Source organism: Roseovarius carneus (assembly GCF_020141465.1).
Classification (GTDB): domain Bacteria; phylum Pseudomonadota; class Alphaproteobacteria; order Rhodobacterales; family Rhodobacteraceae; genus Roseovarius; species Roseovarius carneus.
Map to the genome: position 1 here is coordinate 323036 of NZ_JAHSPD010000001.1, position 17406 is coordinate 340441.

The following is a 17406-nucleotide window of genomic DNA, read 5'->3' on the forward strand; positions in this document are numbered from 1 at the left end:
TCTCATTCGGCCGGGACAGCGGAGTTGGTGGCCGCAATGGCCGGGCTCCGTCGAACTGTCATGTAAAGATTGTAGCACATGATCAAGGCACCGCTGAGGAAGAGAACCCCACCCAGACCGCGCACCACATACATCGGAAACTTGGCACTGACCGTGTCGGCAAAGCTGTTCACGAGGAAGCCATCGGCATCCACTTCGCGCCACATCAGGCCCTCCATGATCCCCGTCACCCACATGGATGCGGCGTAGAGAATGATCCCGATCGTCGCCAACCAGAAGTGCCAGCTGACAAGGCCAAGGCTATAGAGCCGTTCCTTGTTCCAGAGCTTGGGCACAAGGAAGTAGAGTGCACCAAACGTGATCATGCCATTCCAGCCAAGCGCGCCGGAATGTACGTGCCCGATGGTCCAGTCAGTATAATGGGACAGCGAGTTCACCGCGCGGATCGACATCATCGGACCCTCGAATGTGGACATGCCGTAGAAGCCAAGCGAGATCACCAGCATCCGCAGGACAGGGTCCGTGCGCAGCTTGTCCCATGCGCCCGAGAGCGTCATCAGACCGTTGATCATGCCACCCCAGCTGGGCATCCACAAGACGATGGAGAAGACCATGCCGAGCGTCGATGCCCAATCCGGCAGCGCGGTATAATGCAAGTGGTGCGGACCGGCCCAGATATAGAGGAAAATGAGCGCCCAGAAGTGAATGATGCTGAGCTTGTAGGAGAAGACGGGCCGGTTGGCCTGCTTCGGGACAAAGTAATACATCATGCCAAGGAACCCAGCCGTCAGGAAGAAGCCCACGGCGTTATGGCCATACCACCACTGCACCATAGCGTCCTGCACACCCGAGAAGACCTGAACCGATTTGGAACCGAAGATGCTCACCGGAATGCTGAGGTTGTTGACCAGATGCAGCATCGCCACGGTGATGATGAAGGCCAGAAAGAACCAGTTGGCCACGTAGATATGTGGCTCCTTGCGCTTCATGATCGTGCCCATGAACACCGCGAGATAAGCCACCCAGACAAGTGTCAGCCAGATGTCGATATACCATTCAGGCTCGGCATATTCCTTGCTCTGCGACGCACCCAGAAGATAGCTGGTCGCGGCCAGAACGATGAAAAGCTGATAGCCCCAGAAGACGAACCAAGCGAGGTTCCCGCCCCAAAGCCGCGCGGCGGAGGTGCGCTGCACGATGTAGAGCGAGGTACAGATCAATGCGTTGCCACCAAAGGCGAAGATCACCGCCGAGGTGTGCAGGGGCCTCAGCCTGCCGAAGTTGGCATAGCCCTCGGCCCACTCAAAGTTAAGCTGCGGAAACGCCAGCTGAAACGCGATCCAGGTGCCTGCCAGAAACCCGACGATCCCCCAAGCCGCTGTTGCGATCACGCCGTAGCGGATCACACTGTCGAAATATTCTCCCGACACATCCGTCTGATAGACGGGTTCCTCCATGTTCCGCAGCACCCAGACAAATGTGACAGCCGCGGCCGCCGCAATCGTCAGTGCATTGATCGTATAGGCCAAATCGCGCCCGTAGTTGGCTGCGATCATCGCAAGAAGCGCGATCACTCCAAGCACGATCAGCTTGATATAGTTCGTCATGTATAAGTCCCTTCGTCCTTCTCTCCGCACGAATCATCTCAGACTCGTACGCGCGCATTTAGACACCCTATTAATGCCCGCCCCCCGCCGCTTAGACATTGATCCATGTCAAGAATTTGCCGCCCAATGCTTGATGCGCATCAAAGAAAGCGCGGCGGCGCAGCATTATAATGGGGTTAAACCGGACCGCCCGGCGGGCACGCACCGGATACATGTGAAAAGGAGGCAGAAATGGCCTATAAAACCCTCATCACCGTACTCACCGACGCCACCCTTGTGGCACCCACTCTGGCCGAGGCCGAGGCGCTTGCCGCGCGCTCGGACGCCCATCTGGAGGTGCTTTGCCTGGGCGTAGACCGTAGCCAAGCCGGCTTTTACTATGGCGGCGCGTCGGCAATGCTGATGGAGCAATCCATGGCCCGCGCACAAGGCGAGGCAAACGAGGTGGAAAGCGCCGTGCGCGCCTATCTCAAGACAAGCACCATCCGCTGGTCCTGCGAGGCGGATGTGGCACAGATCACCGACATCCCCCACCGCGTGGGGCTGCGCACGCGCTTTGCCGATGTGGCCGTGCTGCCGCGCCCCTATGGCAAGGATCGCGGATCCGAGCTTGAGGCCGTGGCCGAGGCGTGTCTCTTCAACGGCTCGGTGCCAACGCTGATCGTCCCCGCTGATGCAGACGCATCTCAAACCGTCGTACCCAAGCGCATCCTTGTGGGCTGGAATGAGAGCCCCGAAGCCATGAGCGCCATCCGCGCCGCCCTGCCGATGATGCTAGAGGCCGACAAGGTGCATGTGGTCGTGGTCGATCCACCCGCGCATGGGCCAAACCGCTCCGATCCCGGTGGCTCCGTATCGCAATTTCTGGCGCGGCACGGGGTAAAGGTGGAGATCGACGTGCTGTCGAAAACCCTACCGCGCGTGTCGGATGTGTTGATGCGCCACGCGGTGGATATGAAAGCCGATTTGATGGTGATGGGCGGCTATGGCCATTCGCGCTTCCGCGAAGCGGTGTTCGGTGGGGCCACGCGCAATCTGCTGGAGGCGGCCACCCTGCCGCTCTTTATGGCACATTGAGGGCGTGTCGCGCTTAACTGGATTCAAGTACTCATCGGACCGGGCGAGGCAGCGTTTGCGTAGCATAACGCGTTCGCCCAGGCCGGTGAATCCGATTGAACGCGACACGCTCTAAGATCGGCACAGTGAGGCCTGACACCCTCGACGGCGCCGCGCGCGCGTGCGGCCCACAGCAAAACGTCCTGCGCAGGAGCGCTTGCCGCAGGGCGCGCAAAGCAGAGCCGTATGGGCGCTATGGTTTTAGATCAGCAGACCGCCATCGCTGTCATCGCCTGCCTCATCCACAAGCCGGTCGAAATCGGGCACGGTGACATGCCGCTTGCCCTGAAGCAAAATGACCCCATCACGCTTTAGCGCCGAAATCTGGCGGCTCACCGTCTCCAGCGTCAGGCCAAGGTAATCGGCCATCGCCTCGCGGGTGAGGGGCAGATCAAACACCATCGGCCCGGTCACGCCCCCCATGTTCAACACCGCATCGCGGCGGCATATAATCACCAAAAGCGATGCAATTTTTTCGCGCGCCGTTTTGCGGCCCAGAACCAGCATCCATTCGCGCGCGGCGTCAAGCTCATCCAGCGTCATCTGCAAGAGGCGCTGGGAGATATGCGGCGTCTTCTCGATCATCTGCTCAAACGGCTTTTTGCGGAAACAGCACATCACCAGATCAGAGGTCGCCACCACATCATAGGCCGCGATACCCCGGCCCGGACGGCCCACAAAATCGCTGGGCAACAAAAGCCCCACCATCTGTGTGCGCCCATCTTCCATGGTCTGGCTCAGCGTCGCGATCCCAGAGACGACCGACCCGACAAAATCCATCTTGTCCCCCGACCAGATAACCGTCTGGCCCGCTTGGAAACTCCGGTAGTATTTTATCTGATCGAGCTGCTCCAGCTCCTCGTTTTCACACCGCGCACAGACTGCGCGATGCCGTATTGGACACTCGCCACATTCTTGTGGAATTGCGGTGATGTTCTCGGTTTGCATAGTTTCGCGTTTTCTCTTGATCTGCATCAAGGTTGTCAATTTAGTCTGACACTAGTTTTATCTTATGATGACAAAAACACAACTGGGCAAATTGGGCCTCTTCGACGCCAAAGCCCCGCGATACACGAGCTACCCAACGGCTCTACATTTCGCAGGCGATGTCGGCCCGTCCGATTTTTCTAGTTGGATCAGCAAGATAGAGCCGGACTCAAGGGTGTCTCTCTATATCCACATCCCGTTTTGCCGAAGGCTTTGCTGGTTTTGCGCCTGCCGAACCCAAGGCACGCAAAGTGACGCACCCGTCAACGCCTATCTCGAATCGTTGAAAGCTGAGTTGACACTTCTGGGGCAAAACCTGCCCGAAGGTGTCACCCTATCGCGGCTTCATTGGGGTGGCGGCACGCCAACCTTGCTGAGCGCGCCACAGATGACCGAACTTGCCGCCGCCGTGCGCGCCATGGCGCCCTTTAATGCAGACACGGAATTCTCGGTCGAGATTGACCCCAATGAGATCGACACCGCTCGGCTTGATGCGCTGCACACGGCGGGCATGACCCGCGCCTCCATCGGGGTGCAGGATTTTGACCCGCGCATTCAGAAATGTATTGGGCGCATTCAGGGCTATGACACCACAAAAGACGCAGCCCTCGCATTGCGCGCCCATGGTATTAAAGGCCTGAATGCAGATATTCTCTTCGGCCTGCCCTACCAATCCAAGGCGCGCATCACCGAAAGCGTGCAAAAACTTCTCTCACTCAATCCCGACCGCATCGCCCTTTATGGCTACGCCCATGTGCCGTGGGTTGCCAAACGCCAGCAGATGATCCCGTCAGGCGCGTTGCCCACACCCGAAGAGCGGCTTGAGCTTTTTGAGACAGCACAGCGCCTGTTTCTCTGGGATGGATACAAAGCGGTTGGGATCGACCATTTCGCACAGGCCGATGACGGCCTGAGCCGCGCGCAAGAGGCCGGAACCCTGCGCCGCACGTTCCAAGGCTATACCGACGACACCGCCGAGGTGCTGATCGGTGTGGGCGCGTCGTCCATCTCGCGCTTCCCGCAAGGCTATGCGCAAAACGCGCACGCCACCGGCGCCCATACCGCAGCAATCCGCGCCGGGAATTTCTCAACGGAGCGCGGGCATATGTTCACGGGCGAAGACAAGATGCGCGCACGGATCATCGAGGCTTTGATGTGCGATTTCCGCGTTGATACAGCCGCGATCTGCGATCAGTTCAAAGTGTCGCGCACCACGGTTCAGAAAATCCTGCGCCGGGCAAACGACACGTTTGCAGGGCTTCTGACACTGAATTCCTCAGGGCTGTTTATCCCCAAAGAGGTCCGCCCGCTCACCCGTATGATCGCACAATCCGTGGATGCGTATGAGATGAGCGTTGAGGGGCATAGCTCCGCGATCTGATCACAGGGGCGCAAAGGCGTGCCTATCCCGCCGGGTGCATTGAGGCATGAAGCAGCGTGCGCGCATATTCGGTCTGTGGCCGCTCGAAGAGATCCTCCGCAAGGCCTGCTTCCACGACATCGCCCTGCTTCATCACCATGATCTTATGGCTCATCGCGCGCACCACGCTCAGATCGTGGCTGATGAATAAGTAAGCCAGCCCGTATTTCTGTTGAAGCCTGCGCAGAAGATCGACAATCTGCACCTGCACTGTCATATCTAGTGCGCTTGTCGGCTCGTCCAGCACCACCAGCTTGGGCCGCAGGATCATCGCACGCGCAATCGCGATGCGTTGCCGCTGTCCGCCCGAAAACTCATGGGGGTAGCGGTCCATCGCGTCTTGTGGCAGCTCCACCTCCTCCAGCACCTCGGCCACGAGATCACGCACTGCGCGCCCGTCCGGAGCACCATGCACGCCCAGCCCCTCGGCAATGATCTGCTCACAGGTCATGCGCGGGCTGAGGCTGCCATACGGGTCCTGAAACACGATCTGCATCTGCGCGCGGCGGCGGCGCAGCTCTCGCGTACTCCAGGCATTCACATCCGCACCGTCAAACCGGATCGCGCCTTCAGACGTAATAAGGCGCATAATGGCCAGCGCCAGAGTGGTCTTGCCGGACCCGCTCTCGCCCACAATGCCCAGCGTTTCACCCGCGCGCACCTGCAAGCTCGCCGCATTCACCGCCTTCACATGGCCTACTGTGCGTTTCAAAAACCCCTGCTGGATCGGGAACCACACGCGCAGATCATCCGCCTCGACCACAACCGGCGCACCCTCAGGCACGGGCGCGGGCCGCCCCGCCGCCGCCGCACTTAGAAGGGCCTGCGTATAGGGATGCTTTGGTGCGTCAAAAACCTCCGCCGTGGGCCCCGCCTCGACCATCATCCCATCTTTCATCACACAGACCTTGTCGGCGATCCGCCGCACGATCCCCAGATCATGGGTGATGAACAAAAGCCCCATATTCTCCTCGCGCTTCAGCTCGGCCAGAAGCTCAAGGATCTGCGCCTGAATGGTCACATCCAGCGCCGTCGTCGGCTCATCGGCAATGAGGATGTCAGGCTTGTTGGCCAGCGCCATGGCGATCATCACCCGTTGCCGCTGCCCCCCGCTCAACTGATGCGGATAAGCCCCAAGCCGGGTCTCGGGATCACGGATGCCAACGCGCGTCAAAAGCTCGACGATCCGCGGCCGCGCCTCCTGCGCGCTCAACCCTTGGTGCAGCGCAAGGCTCTCGGCCAATTGTTTTTCGAGCGTATGCAGCGGGTTGAGCGAGGTCATTGGCTCCTGAAAGATGAAGCTGATGTCATTGCCACGCACCCGGCGCAGATCGCGCTCAGGGGCGCCCACCATCTCCTGACCGTCATATTTGACCGACCCGCCAATCTCCGCCGAGCTACCCAAAAGCGACACCGTGCTCAGCGCCGTGACCGACTTGCCCGAGCCGCTCTCGCCCACAAGTGCCACCGTCTCACCCCGGTCCACGGTGAAACTCACACCGTGCACGCATGGCTTGATCTCCCCGTCCTGGCGAAAGGCGATTGTCAGGTCCCGGACCTCAAGAAGGCTCATTCAAATGTCTTTCTGGGGTCAAACGCGTCCCGCACGCCCTCGAAGATGAAGACCAGAAGCGAGAGCATGATGGCAAAGGCGAAAAATGCTGTGAAGGCCAGCCACGGCGCCTGAAGGTTCTGCTTGGCCTGAAGTGTCAGCTCCCCCAAGGACGGCGATGACGACGGCAAACCGAAGCCCAGAAAATCCAGCCCCGCCAGAAGCGAAATCGTCCCGGTGATGACAAACGGCAGCATCGTCACCGTGGCCACCATCGCATTGGGCAACATATGGCGGAACATGATCTTGCCGTTGCTCACACCAAGCGCCTTGGCCGCCCGCACATATTCAAGGTTGCGCGCGCGCAGAAATTCCGCACGCACGACCCCCACAAGAGCCATCCAGCCGAAGACTACAGTGATCCCCACCAAGAGCCAAAAACTTCGCGGGAGAATGGCGAAAAGGATGATGATCACATAAATCTGCGGCGTCGATGCCCATATCTCGATGATCCGCTGAAAGATCAAATCGGTCAGCCCGCCGAAATACCCCTGCACGGCACCTGCTATAATTCCGATCACCGAGGCCAGCGTGGTCACGATCAGCGTGAACAAGACAGACACCCTAAACCCGTAAATCACCCGCGCCAGAACATCGCGCTTGGTGTCATCCGTGCCGAGCCAGTTTTGCTCATTAGGCGGCAGAGGGGCGGCACCGGGCCGGTCAACCGGCGTGTCATAACTATAAGGAATAAGCGGCCAAAGCGCCCAGCCCTTGGCAATCTCCTCGCCTGCGACCATCCCGTCAGCCGCGTCCAGAATGACCCCCTCAGGGTCGTCAAAGCACGCATCAAGCCCCCCCGACGCGATCAGGCATCGCACTTCCGGGTCGCGGTAAATCGCTTCAGTCTCAAAATCGCCACCAAAGGCTGTTTCAGGATAGAAGGTGAAAATCGGCATCCGTATCTCGCCGCGATAGCTCACCAAAATTGGCTTATCATTGGCCACAAATTCGGCAAAAAGCGTGATCGTAAAAATCACCGAAAAAACGGTCAGCGACCACACCGCCCGCCTGTTGCGTTTGAAATTCCGCCAGCGGCGTTGATTGAGGGCAGAAAGCGCCATCAGGCAGCCCCCCCAGCTTCTTCTTGCCCAAAATATCCCGGGGGGCGTTCAAAACGCGGCGCGTTTTGAACGGGGGGCAGAGCCCCCATAAGCGCCGGAGGCAAAGCCACAGGACCACAGGCCAAAATGCGCACCCGCTCAGCCCTCCCGCTTTTCAAAGTCGATCCGCGGATCAACCAGAACATACATCAAATCCGACAAGATCCCGACCACCAGCCCGATCAGCCCGAATAAAAAGAGCGTGCCAAACATCACCGGATAATCCCGCCCCACTGCGGCCTCGAACCCAAGCCGGCCCAACCCGTCCAGCGAGAAGATCGTCTCGATCAGAACCGATCCGCCAAAAAACACGCCGATGAACACCGCCGGGAAGCCCGCGATCACGATCAGCATCGCGTTGCGGAACACATGCCCGTAAAGCACCCGCCCCTCGCTCAGCCCCTTGGCCTTGGCGGTCATCACATATTGCTTCTTCACCTCATCGAGAAAACTGTTCTTGGTCAGAAGGGTCAGCGTGGCAAAAGCAGCAATCGTGCTGGCCAGAACCGGCAGCGCGATGTGCCAAAAATAATCCAGCACCTTGCCGATCAGGCTCAGCTGCTCCCAATTGTCCGAGGTCAAACCGCGCAGCGGGAATATCTTGAAATACGACCCCCCCGCGAACAAAACCAGCAGCATAATCGCAAAGAGAAACGCCGGGATCGCATAGGCCACGATGATCGCGGCAGAGGTCCATGTATCAAAGCTCGACCCATCCCGCACCGCCTTGCGGATACCCAAAGGGATGGAGATCAAATAGGCAATGAGCGTCGACCAAAGCCCCAGTGTGATGGACACCGGCATCTTCTCCAACACCAGATCCAGCACCTCGATCTTGCGGAAATAGCTCTCCCCGAAATCAAGCCGCATATAATTCCAGATCATGTTGACGAACCGCTCCAGCGGCGGCTTGTCGAGGCCGAACTGCTTTTCCAGCTCCGCAATCATCTCGGGTGGAAGGCCGCGCGCGCCTAGATACCTGTCGCCAGCCCCTTGGGTGGCCAATTCCTGCCCCGCATCATTGCCGCCGCCCGAGAAGCTCTCGAACACGTCCCCTTCGCCTTGCATATTGGCGATCGCCTGCTCCACAGGGCCGCCCGGCACGAATTGCACCAGCGCGAAGTTGATGACCATGATCCCGAAGAGCGTCGGGATGATCAGCAATAGTCGCCGCAGGATATAGGCTCCCATCTGTGGGCTACCTCAGCGCGCCAGCGGCTTTGAGCGCCTCGGCCTTCTCGGCGTTATACCACCAGAAATCGAGGCTCCCGAGCGCATAGGGGGGGATTTCTTCAGGATGCTCGAACATGTCCCAATACGCGACCCAATGCGCGCCATTATACCATGTGGGGATCATGAACCGCTCAAAGCGCAGCGCCCGGTCAAGCGCGCGCAGGGCCACGAGCTCATCTTCACGACTGGTCGTATTCAGCGAGGCCTCGATGATCGCATCGACCATGGGGCTCGCCAATCCGGCGGGATTAAAGAGGCTGAACGCCGCCTCACGCGAGCCGTAGCGCTGCATCAGGCCGGTGCCGCTGCCAAGGAAAGCCGCATAGCTGTCAAAGATCAGATCATAGTCACGATCCCTGTCGCGATTAGTATACGTGGAGGGGTCAAGCTTTTCGACCTTCGCCTCGATCCCCATCGCTTGCAGGTTCTTGGCAAAGTTCTCCACCACCGCGCTGAGCGTGGCAGAGCCTGAGGAGTTGATCGGCAGCTCAAGCGACAAAAGCATGCCTGCCGCGTTGCGCCGCATCCCGTCCTCGCCCACGGTCCAGCCCGCCTCGTCCAGCAGCTTCATCGCGCGGCGCAGGTTGCGCCGGTCGGTGAGCCGCGCGGGATCAGAGGTATGCGCCATCACCACAGGCGTGGTCAGCATCTCGGGCGGAACAACATCGCCCAGCGATTGCAAAAGCGCGAGTTCCGCGCCCTCGGGCACGCCTTTGGCCTCCGCAGGGGTGCCTTGGCTGAACGAGTGGCGCTGTTTGAACAACCCAAATTGCAGCGATTCGTTGGTCCATTCGGAGTTGTAGCCCAAAGTGATCGCCTCGCGCACGCGCACATCCTGAAGGGTTTCCTTGCCGAGGTTAAAGATAATGCCCGAGGGGCTGGGCGGTGTTCCATCGGGCAGGATGTTGGTCGTGACCCAGCCGTTATCGACAGCGGGAAAGTCATAGCCCGTCGCCCATTGCTTGGAGTTTGTCTCGGCCCGGAACGTATACTCGCCTGCCTTGAACGCCTCGAACGCCGCACCAGCATCGGCGAAATACTCAAGCCGGATACGGTCAAAATTATGCCGCCCCTTGTTGATGGGCAGATCCGCGCCCCAGTAATCAGGGTTGCGTTTGTAGATGATGCGACGGTTCACGTCATAGCTTTCGAGCATATAAGGCCCTGAGCCGGGGGCCGCATCGAGGCGCGGCTCGTCCAGCCGCGCGCCTGTCTCTTCATACCACGCGCGCGGGAAAACCGGCGTGCCACCCACCTGATCAATCAGGCTGCGCCGCGAGATGCCATCCGCGAAGGTGAACTTGACCCTGTGGTCAGACAGCGCCTCGGCGCCGGTGATGCGCCGCTTGACCGCATCGGCATAAGATTTCAGCCCCTGCTCCAGAAAGAGATTGTGGGAAAACACCACATCATGCGCCGTCACAGGCGTGCCATCGGAGAACCGCGCCTCGGGCCGCATGTTGAAAATAACAAAGGTCTTGCCCTCATCATACTCAAGGCTTTCGGCCAGAAGGCCATATGCCTCGCCATAGACATCCGCCGGAAGGCCACCGCTCGTGGCGGGCATATCGCCCAGAAGGCTTTCATACACCATCCACGATAGCGCACCCGCGCGCCCCTTGCGCGTGAACGGGTTCATGGAGTCAAAAGTACCGGACGCCGCAAGCGAGATTTCACCACCCTTGGGCGCGTCGGGGTTCACATAATTGAAATGGGTATAATCCGCAGGATAGCTTAATTCGCCAAAGAAAGAGTAGCCATGCGACTTGATCAGGCCCTCCTCAGCCAAGGCCGCCCCCGCAACAAGCGCACCGATGGCCAGCCCCATGAACGCCCCCGTGGCAGAACGCAGCCGAAAACAAATCTCGGCACGCATCATGCGTGCCAGCCCTGTTTGTTTGGGTCGGATCATTCTTATACCTCCTGACAGCATTCGTCTTTTTATGTGGCGTTTATTTTGCTGCCCTGCAAACTAATGTCAGCGCCGCCGAACATTCAACCCACCCCCGACGATTTACCGCAGATGCCGCGCCCAATAAAAAGGCCGCCTGCCCGAGGGGGCGGCGGCCTTATATAATGTCTTGGCGCGGTCTCAGTCGTCGAGACTGTCGAGATAAGCGATAACGTCCGCCCGCTCAGCACTGTTTTTCAAAGCATAGCTCATGGCAGTGCCGGGTGCATAGGCACCGGGGTTCTCAAGAAACGCATAGATGTTCTCAGGCGACCATGCACCCTCAAGGTCGCCAAGAGCCGCCGTGTACGCATAATCAACCGCGGCACCCTTCTCACGGCCAACCACACCATAGAGATAGGGGCCAACACCGTTTTCGCCGGCGTCAAGCAGGTGGCACGCGCGGCATTTGTTGAAAACCCGCTCACCCTTGCTTGCTTCGCCCGCGGCCAAAATCACCTCGATCGGCACTCCTTCCTCAACCACTTCCTCTTCCGCGCCTGTGTCGATGATATAACCCTGCACGACCTCTTCGCCGTGATCGCCATGAGGAACGCTGGCCTTATAAACGGTCTCAGCCGCATATTTGCCCAGAAGAAAAACAAGCAGAGCCCCGCAAAATGCGCCGGTGATCTTGGTGAGAGTCATCGTGTCGAACATAAATTCCACATCCGTTTTGTGTTGAGTTGCCGCGTATCTATCCGCTTCCCCTCCCTTTGCGCAAGGTATAGTTTGCGCGACCAAACGCCCCTGATCGGGGAAATGCCGGGGAGCGCCGCATGACCAAATCCATTGCTTTTCAGGGCGAGCCGGGAGCCTATTCCCAACAGGCCTGTCTCAAGACCTATCCGGATCTGACCCCTCTTCCCTGCAAAACCTTCGAGGATGCGATTGAGGCCGTGCGCTCGGGTCAGGCCGAGCTTGCCATGCTGCCGGTGGAGAATTCGACCTTTGGGCGCGTGTCGGATGTCTATCATCTGCTGCCGGGATCGGGGCTTCATATCGTGAACGAAGCCTTCGTGCGGGTCTCTATAGCGCTGATGGCGCTGCCGGGGGTGGCGCTTGGGGATGTGACGCAGGCGATGAGCCACCCGATGCTTCTGGGCCAATGCCGCGCATTTCTGGCCGAGCATAGTATAAGGCGTGTCACAGGTGCCGATACCGCAGGCTCCGCGCGCATGGTCGCAGAGCTTGGCGATCCGGGCACTGCGGCTTTGGCCGCTGATCTTGCCGCCGAGATATACGGGCTGAACATTCTGGCAAGCGGGATCGAGGATGAGGGCAACAACACGACCCGCTTTCTCGTCATGGCCCGCAAACCCGACCTCAGCCGCCGGGGCCCGGACGGTATGATCACCAGTTTCGTCTTTCAGGTCCGCAACATTCCCGCCGCTCTCTATAAGGCGATGGGGGGCTTTGCGACCAATGGCGTCAACATGACCAAGCTCGAAAGCTACATGGTGGGCGGATCTTTTTCCGCCACACAGTTCTATGCGGACGTCGATGGGCACCCGGATGACCCTTCTGTTTCAAACGCACTTGAGGAATTGGACTACTTCACATCCGAAGTGAAACTTTTGGGCGTCTACCCGCGAGACCCCAGCAGGGACTGATTTCAATTTATATACAAAGCTTTGAGCGCCCGCGGCACCCTGCCTGCGGGCGTTTTGCGTCACGGAATCCTCTCATGTTAATCACGCGCCCGAGTGCTGGCGTGCACGCGTTTTCACAGGCACGCGAGGTCGGTATCATTGTCCGAAGCGCTCCCCTAAATATTGTTCATGAAGACGGGCAACACCGCCCACACAACATGAAAACAACTAGTTCCTGAAAGGACTTCACAATGCGCTCCATCAGCATCCTCGCCCTCATCGCCGCAACCGCAACACCGGCTCTGGCAACCCAACAAACCGCCATCACACTGGCCCCCACCCCCTACAGCGCGCCTGCAACTCTCGCCGAACTCAGCGTTCAAGAGCGCAACGGCAAACACGCAGAACTCAGCACGCAAGACCGCAAGCCAAACACATTCGCAGAGCTCAGCGTTGAAGAGCGCGCAGCAGGCAACGTCGCCGAATTGAGCGTCCAAGAGCGTAACGACACGTTCGCAGAGCTCAGCGTCGAAGAGCGCGCAGCAGGCAACGTCGCCGAATTGAGCGTCCAAGAGCGTGACAACACGTTCGCAGAGCTCAGCGTCGAAGAGCGCGCAGCAGGCAACGTCGCTGAATTGAGCGTCCAAGAGCGTAACAACACGTTCGCAGAGCTCAGCGTCGAAGAGCGCGCAGCAGGCAACGTCGCTGAATTGAGCGTCCAAGAGCGTAACAACACGTTCGCAGAGCTCAGCGTCGAAGAGCGCGCAGCAGGCAGCTTCGCTGAGCTGAGCGTCCAAGAGCGTAACAACACGTTCGCAGAGCTCAGCGTCGAAGAGCGCGCAGCAGGCAACGTCGCTGAACTGAGCGTCCAAGAGCGTGACACGCGTATCGGCTAAGATACCCCTCGGTTCCGCAGCCTCTTGGAGTGTCCCTCCCGAGGGGCTGCGGACCAAACAGAAAGGCGCGCGGGCCCTCCGGCCTGCGCGCCTTTCTCGTGTTCAGACGAAATCGAAGCGCTCAGCTGCGCTGTGAGTATCGATCCTCAAGTTCGCGCGCATAGGTGGCCATGCGCTGCTCAAACCGCCGGGTCACGCTGGATTTGGCCAGCTTCAGAGATTGCAGCACCAGGCGCGCCCCAAGGTTCTTGGCAGTCACATCCGCCGCAAAGCTCAGCCGCGTGCGCCCGCGCGAGAGCGCCACAAGCTCCACAATCGTGTCAATCGTGACATTCGGCGAGTTGGTGTGAAAGCGCATGATGTTGGGCGGATCGTAAGTGACCATCTCGATCTTCATCTTGCGCCGCTTACCTCGCAGGCTAAAGGACGTGCGCCACCCCATGCCGGGTCCCGGCTCCGTCAGGTCATCGCTGCGCTCCACTTCGGCCCCGCGCCGCAAGGCACGCCGCTCAAGCTGTTCAAAATCCGAAACCTGAGAAAACACGAACTCAATCGGGGCTTCGATATCTTCACGGGCAGAAAAGTTCATGGCTCGGCCTCTTTACGTGCTTTTGTGGGCATTGTCGCCTCAATCCAGCGTCCCCGCAAGCCAGTTGCGCAGCAAAAAATGCGCAATAGCGCCTTCTCGGGCTGGCGCGATCTCTGGATTCTGCCCGGCAAAGGCGTCAAGAATCTCCTCGCGCGTGACCCACATGGCCGCCTCGATCTCGGCCGGGTCGATGGTGATCTCATCACTCAAAGCTTGCCCCGCACATCCCAGCATCAAGGAGGCGGGGAACGGCCAAGGCTGACTGGCGAGATACGTGACCGCGCCCACACGGATACCCGCCTCCTCAAAAACCTCACGGCGCACGGCGGCCTCCATCGTCTCGCCCGGCTCCACAAACCCCGCAAGCAGGGAATACATGCGATCCGGCCACCCCGGTGAGCGGCCCATCAGCACCGAATTGCCCCGCGTGATCAGCATGATCACCACCGGATCGGTACGCGGGAAATGATGCCCGCCGCAGGCCGGGCAGGTTCGCTGCCAACCATCCATCGCAATATCGCTCGCAGCCCCGCACCGCGCGCAAAACCCATGGATGGAATGCCACGCAAAAAGCGCGCGCCCGGTGGCGGCCAGTTCCGCATCGCGCGGAGTGAGGACGACCATCACGCGGCGCAGCTCGGCAAAAACGGCATCAGGCGCGGCGGGATGCACCTGCTCTGTCGGATCAGCGAATTGCGCAAGCGCTACCTCGTCGACACCTTCGGGTGCCCAAAGGCTCAACTCGCGGGCGTAAATCAGCGTGCCCTCTTCGTCCCGGCCCAAAAGGATCGGCGCGCCGGGTGCATCCTCAAACACCCGGTGATCTATCGGCAGGCGTAGCACGGCGCTCAGATCCGCCGTGACCAAAGGCTTGCCCCGCCAAAACGCAATCGCCTGACCGCCTTTGGGATGCACGGTGCCGCGAAGCTCCGCCGCACGGTCAAGCGCCGAGCCGCCAAAAGTCACCGTTTCAGCTAGTTTCATATCCCGCCCCTCGCTTTTTACACCGCCTGACAGAAGCACGGCCCGGCTTCAAGCATGTGCCGCGACACCACAGTGCGGAAAATTCAATCATTCAACCTAGAGGCGATAAAAGTAACCTGATAAAGCCCAAGGACGTGCCAGCCTGTTGCTGCACTAAAATGGACCCGCCCTGCCAACATGACTTCTCAGCGCCCCATGACAAAAACCGTGACCCGCGCCCCAAATGTAACCGCCCATTTGCGGCTGCTTGAGACAACAGATCTACATGCCAACGTCATGCCGTTCGATTACTTTTCCGATACCGATGACAAGCCTTTTGGCCTTGCGCGCACCGCCACGTTGATCCGCGCCGCCCGCGCCGAGGCGCGCAATGTGATGCTTTTTGACAATGGTGATGCGCTTCAAGGCACGCCTCTGGCCGATATCACCGCCCAAGAGGGCAGCGGATGGGACGGCCCCAACCCGGTGATCACCGCGATGAACACCCTAGGATATGATGCGGCTACATTGGGCAATCACGAGTTCAACTTCGGGCTAGCATGGCTTGTGCGCGCGCTGGGGACGGCGCAATTTCCGATCACGTGCGCCAATATCAAACTGGGCATGGCAGAGAGAGCCCTTTTGCCGCCCTACCTCCTACTGAAACGGCAGATTTACGATAATCTGGGCGCGGCGCAGGACCTGACCGTGGGCGTCATCGGCCTTGTCCCTGCACAGATCACCACATGGGATCAGGGGCATCTTCAAGGGCGGCTGACCTCCCTCGATATGGTAGAGACCGCGCGCGATCTCGTCCCCCAACTGCGCGCGGAGGGGGCCGAGATCGTGGTTATGCTCGCCCATACCGGGATTTACGCCGGCCCGCACCACCGTTTCATGGAGAACGCAGCCCTGCCGCTGGCCGCCATCCCCGGCGTCACGGCCATCCTGACCGGGCACAGCCATTCGGTGTTTCCGCACACGGGCGGCGACTGTGATCCGCCGCAACCCACAGGCGCAGCCATCAATCACGCCGCTGGCACGCTCAGCGGCACACCCGCCGTCATGGCGGGCTCGCGCGGCTCGCATCTGGGAATCGTGGACCTCACACTGGAGCGCCGCGCGGGCATGTGGCACGTGAGCGCCCACAGGTCCGAAGCGCGCCCCGTACAGGAGGCCGCATGCTCGGTCCCAACGCCGCCCGATGCGCAAATGCTGCGCGCTGTGGCCCCGGCGCACCGGCTGACCCGCCAACTGATCAGTGCGCCGATTGGCAAGACGCCAACCCCATTGCACAGCTATCTTGCATTGGTGCGGCCCAACCCGGCGGTGCGTCTGATCAACCGTATTCAGCATGAGGTCGCGGCCCGCGCCCTGCACGGCACCGCTGATGCAGACCTACCCCTTTTATCGGCCACGCCCCCCTTCAAAACCGGGGGCCGGAGCGGGCCGCAAAACTACTTCGACATCCCTGCAGGCCCCATCGCCCTGCGCCACGCAGCGGACCTTTATCCCTTCCCTAACACGCTTTGCGCGCTGCGCGTCACGGGGGCGGAACTGCACGATTGGCTCGAACGCTCGGTCATTTGCTTTGCGCAGATCACGCCCGGTGCACAAGACGCGGTTCTGCATGACCCCGATATTCCCGGCCATGATTTCGATGTGATCGACGGGCTGACCTACGCGATCGACCTGACCCAACCCGCGCGTTACGACCGGTTTGGAGACCTGCGCAGCGCCGACCATAACCGCATCCAGAACCTGCGCTACAAGGGCCGCCCTCTTGCCCCCGACGCGCGGTTTATCCTGGCAACCAACAGCTACCGCGCCTTCGGTGGTGGCGCCTTTCCCAAGCCCAAATGTGGCACGGTTGCCTATCAAGGCAGCACGCTCATGCGCGACGAAATCGTAAGTTATCTGAGAAATTGCAACGATCTTGCCCCGCTGCTTGAGGATACGGGCGACCTGCCCACTTGGCGCTTCATCCCTCAACCCGGCACGAGCGTACTACACTGCACCGGCCCGGGCCTGCGCGCATATCGCGACGACATCGCCTCAGTCGACGGCCAGGATCTGGGCCTTTCGCCCGCTGGATTTCTGCGCCTGCGCATCCCGCTCTAGCCCGGTGCGCAGCCCTTGCCAAACGCGCCCGCCCCGCCTATGTAGCTCTCCGAGAGGTTGGCGCGGGCAGGCACCTCGCCAACCCGGTCAGATCCGGAAGGAAGCAGCCGTAACGAGCCCCGCTTGGGTCGTTGTCCAGCCTCTCACCCTATCCCCTCCTAGCGCTTTGCAATAAAACAAATGCCTTGCAAGCAAGGCATTATGTCCATTCTAAGG

Annotated in this window: 14 protein-coding genes and 1 other RNA gene; 6 read left to right on the forward strand and 9 right to left on the reverse strand. The window is 60.0% G+C overall.

Going from position 1 to position 17406, the window contains the following annotated elements; genetic code table 11:
* Positions 1 to 2 precede the first annotated feature (2 nt).
* Entirely contained in the window at positions 3 to 1607 is a 1605-nt protein-coding gene (gene ccoN, locus KUD11_RS01690; protein ID WP_109387161.1) for a cytochrome-c oxidase, cbb3-type subunit I, read from the reverse strand.
* A 231-nt stretch (positions 1608 to 1838) separates the two neighbouring features.
* On the opposite strand from ccoN, the gene KUD11_RS01695 reads away from it, so the two are divergent.
* Positions 1839 to 2684, forward strand: a complete 846-nt coding sequence (locus KUD11_RS01695) for a universal stress protein (RefSeq protein ID WP_109387159.1) — start codon at positions 1839 to 1841, stop codon at positions 2682 to 2684.
* A gap of 240 nt (positions 2685 to 2924) precedes the next feature.
* Here the strand turns inward: KUD11_RS01695 and fnrL are convergent, their stop codons facing one another.
* Entirely contained in the window at positions 2925 to 3671 is a 747-nt protein-coding gene (gene fnrL / locus KUD11_RS01700; protein ID WP_109388371.1) for a transcriptional regulator FnrL, read from the reverse strand.
* 64 nt (positions 3672 to 3735) lie between these two features.
* Here fnrL and hemN point away from each other — a divergent pair, with 64 nt between their 5' ends.
* Positions 3736 to 5091: an oxygen-independent coproporphyrinogen III oxidase gene (hemN, locus tag KUD11_RS01705; protein ID WP_109387157.1), complete on the forward strand. Its 1356-nt coding sequence runs from the start codon at positions 3736 to 3738 to the stop codon at positions 5089 to 5091.
* Between the two features lie 22 nt (positions 5092 to 5113).
* Here the strand turns inward: hemN and KUD11_RS01710 are convergent, their stop codons facing one another.
* From KUD11_RS01710 to KUD11_RS01730, 5 genes are all read right to left on the reverse strand, one after another.
* Positions 5114 to 6703, reverse strand: a complete 1590-nt coding sequence (locus KUD11_RS01710) for an ABC transporter ATP-binding protein (protein ID WP_109387155.1) — start codon at positions 6701 to 6703, stop codon at positions 5114 to 5116.
* The gene (locus tag KUD11_RS01715; protein ID WP_109387153.1) at positions 6700 to 7806 is read right to left on the reverse strand and encodes an ABC transporter permease; all 1107 of its coding nucleotides are present in this window, start codon (positions 7804 to 7806) and stop codon (positions 6700 to 6702) included. The genes KUD11_RS01710 and KUD11_RS01715 overlap by 4 nt, the downstream gene beginning before the upstream one ends.
* A 138-nt stretch (positions 7807 to 7944) precedes the next feature.
* The gene (locus tag KUD11_RS01720) at positions 7945 to 9036 is read right to left on the reverse strand and encodes a microcin C ABC transporter permease YejB (RefSeq protein WP_109387151.1); all 1092 of its coding nucleotides are present in this window, start codon (positions 9034 to 9036) and stop codon (positions 7945 to 7947) included.
* Positions 9037 to 9043: 7 nt separating this feature from the next.
* Positions 9044 to 10906 carry an extracellular solute-binding protein gene (locus KUD11_RS01725; protein WP_224380274.1) on the reverse strand — a complete coding sequence of 621 codons (1863 nt, stop codon included), beginning with the start codon at positions 10904 to 10906 and terminating at the stop codon, positions 9044 to 9046.
* Positions 10907 to 11170: 264 nt separating this feature from the next.
* Positions 11171 to 11689: a c-type cytochrome gene (locus KUD11_RS01730; protein WP_109387149.1), complete on the reverse strand. Its 519-nt coding sequence runs from the start codon at positions 11687 to 11689 to the stop codon at positions 11171 to 11173.
* Between the two features lie 119 nt (positions 11690 to 11808).
* On the opposite strand from KUD11_RS01730, the gene KUD11_RS01735 reads away from it, so the two are divergent.
* Both KUD11_RS01735 and KUD11_RS01740 read left to right on the forward strand, forming a co-directional pair.
* On the forward strand, positions 11809 to 12642 hold the full coding sequence (locus tag KUD11_RS01735) for a prephenate dehydratase (RefSeq protein WP_109387148.1): 834 nt from the start codon (positions 11809 to 11811) through the stop codon (positions 12640 to 12642).
* Positions 12643 to 12872: 230 nt separating this feature from the next.
* Positions 12873 to 13517, forward strand: coding sequence for a hypothetical protein (locus tag KUD11_RS01740; protein WP_224380130.1), 645 nt, complete (start codon positions 12873 to 12875; stop codon positions 13515 to 13517).
* Positions 13518 to 13638: 121 nt separating this feature from the next.
* Here KUD11_RS01740 and KUD11_RS01745 read toward each other — a convergent pair whose 3' ends face one another.
* Positions 13639 to 14106: an SRPBCC family protein gene (locus KUD11_RS01745; protein ID WP_109387144.1), complete on the reverse strand. Its 468-nt coding sequence runs from the start codon at positions 14104 to 14106 to the stop codon at positions 13639 to 13641.
* Positions 14107 to 14145: 39 nt separating this feature from the next.
* Complete coding sequence (nudC, locus tag KUD11_RS01750) at positions 14146 to 15090, reverse strand: NAD(+) diphosphatase (protein ID WP_109388367.1); 945 nt, start codon at positions 15088 to 15090, stop codon at positions 14146 to 14148.
* A 195-nt stretch (positions 15091 to 15285) separates the two neighbouring features.
* On the opposite strand from nudC, the gene KUD11_RS01755 reads away from it, so the two are divergent.
* Both KUD11_RS01755 and ffs read left to right on the forward strand, forming a co-directional pair.
* Positions 15286 to 17190: a bifunctional 2',3'-cyclic-nucleotide 2'-phosphodiesterase/3'-nucleotidase gene (locus tag KUD11_RS01755; RefSeq protein ID WP_181375326.1), complete on the forward strand. Its 1905-nt coding sequence runs from the start codon at positions 15286 to 15288 to the stop codon at positions 17188 to 17190.
* A gap of 51 nt (positions 17191 to 17241) precedes the next feature.
* Positions 17242 to 17338: signal recognition particle sRNA small type (gene ffs, locus KUD11_RS01760), an RNA gene on the forward strand.
* Positions 17339 to 17406 lie beyond the last annotated feature (68 nt).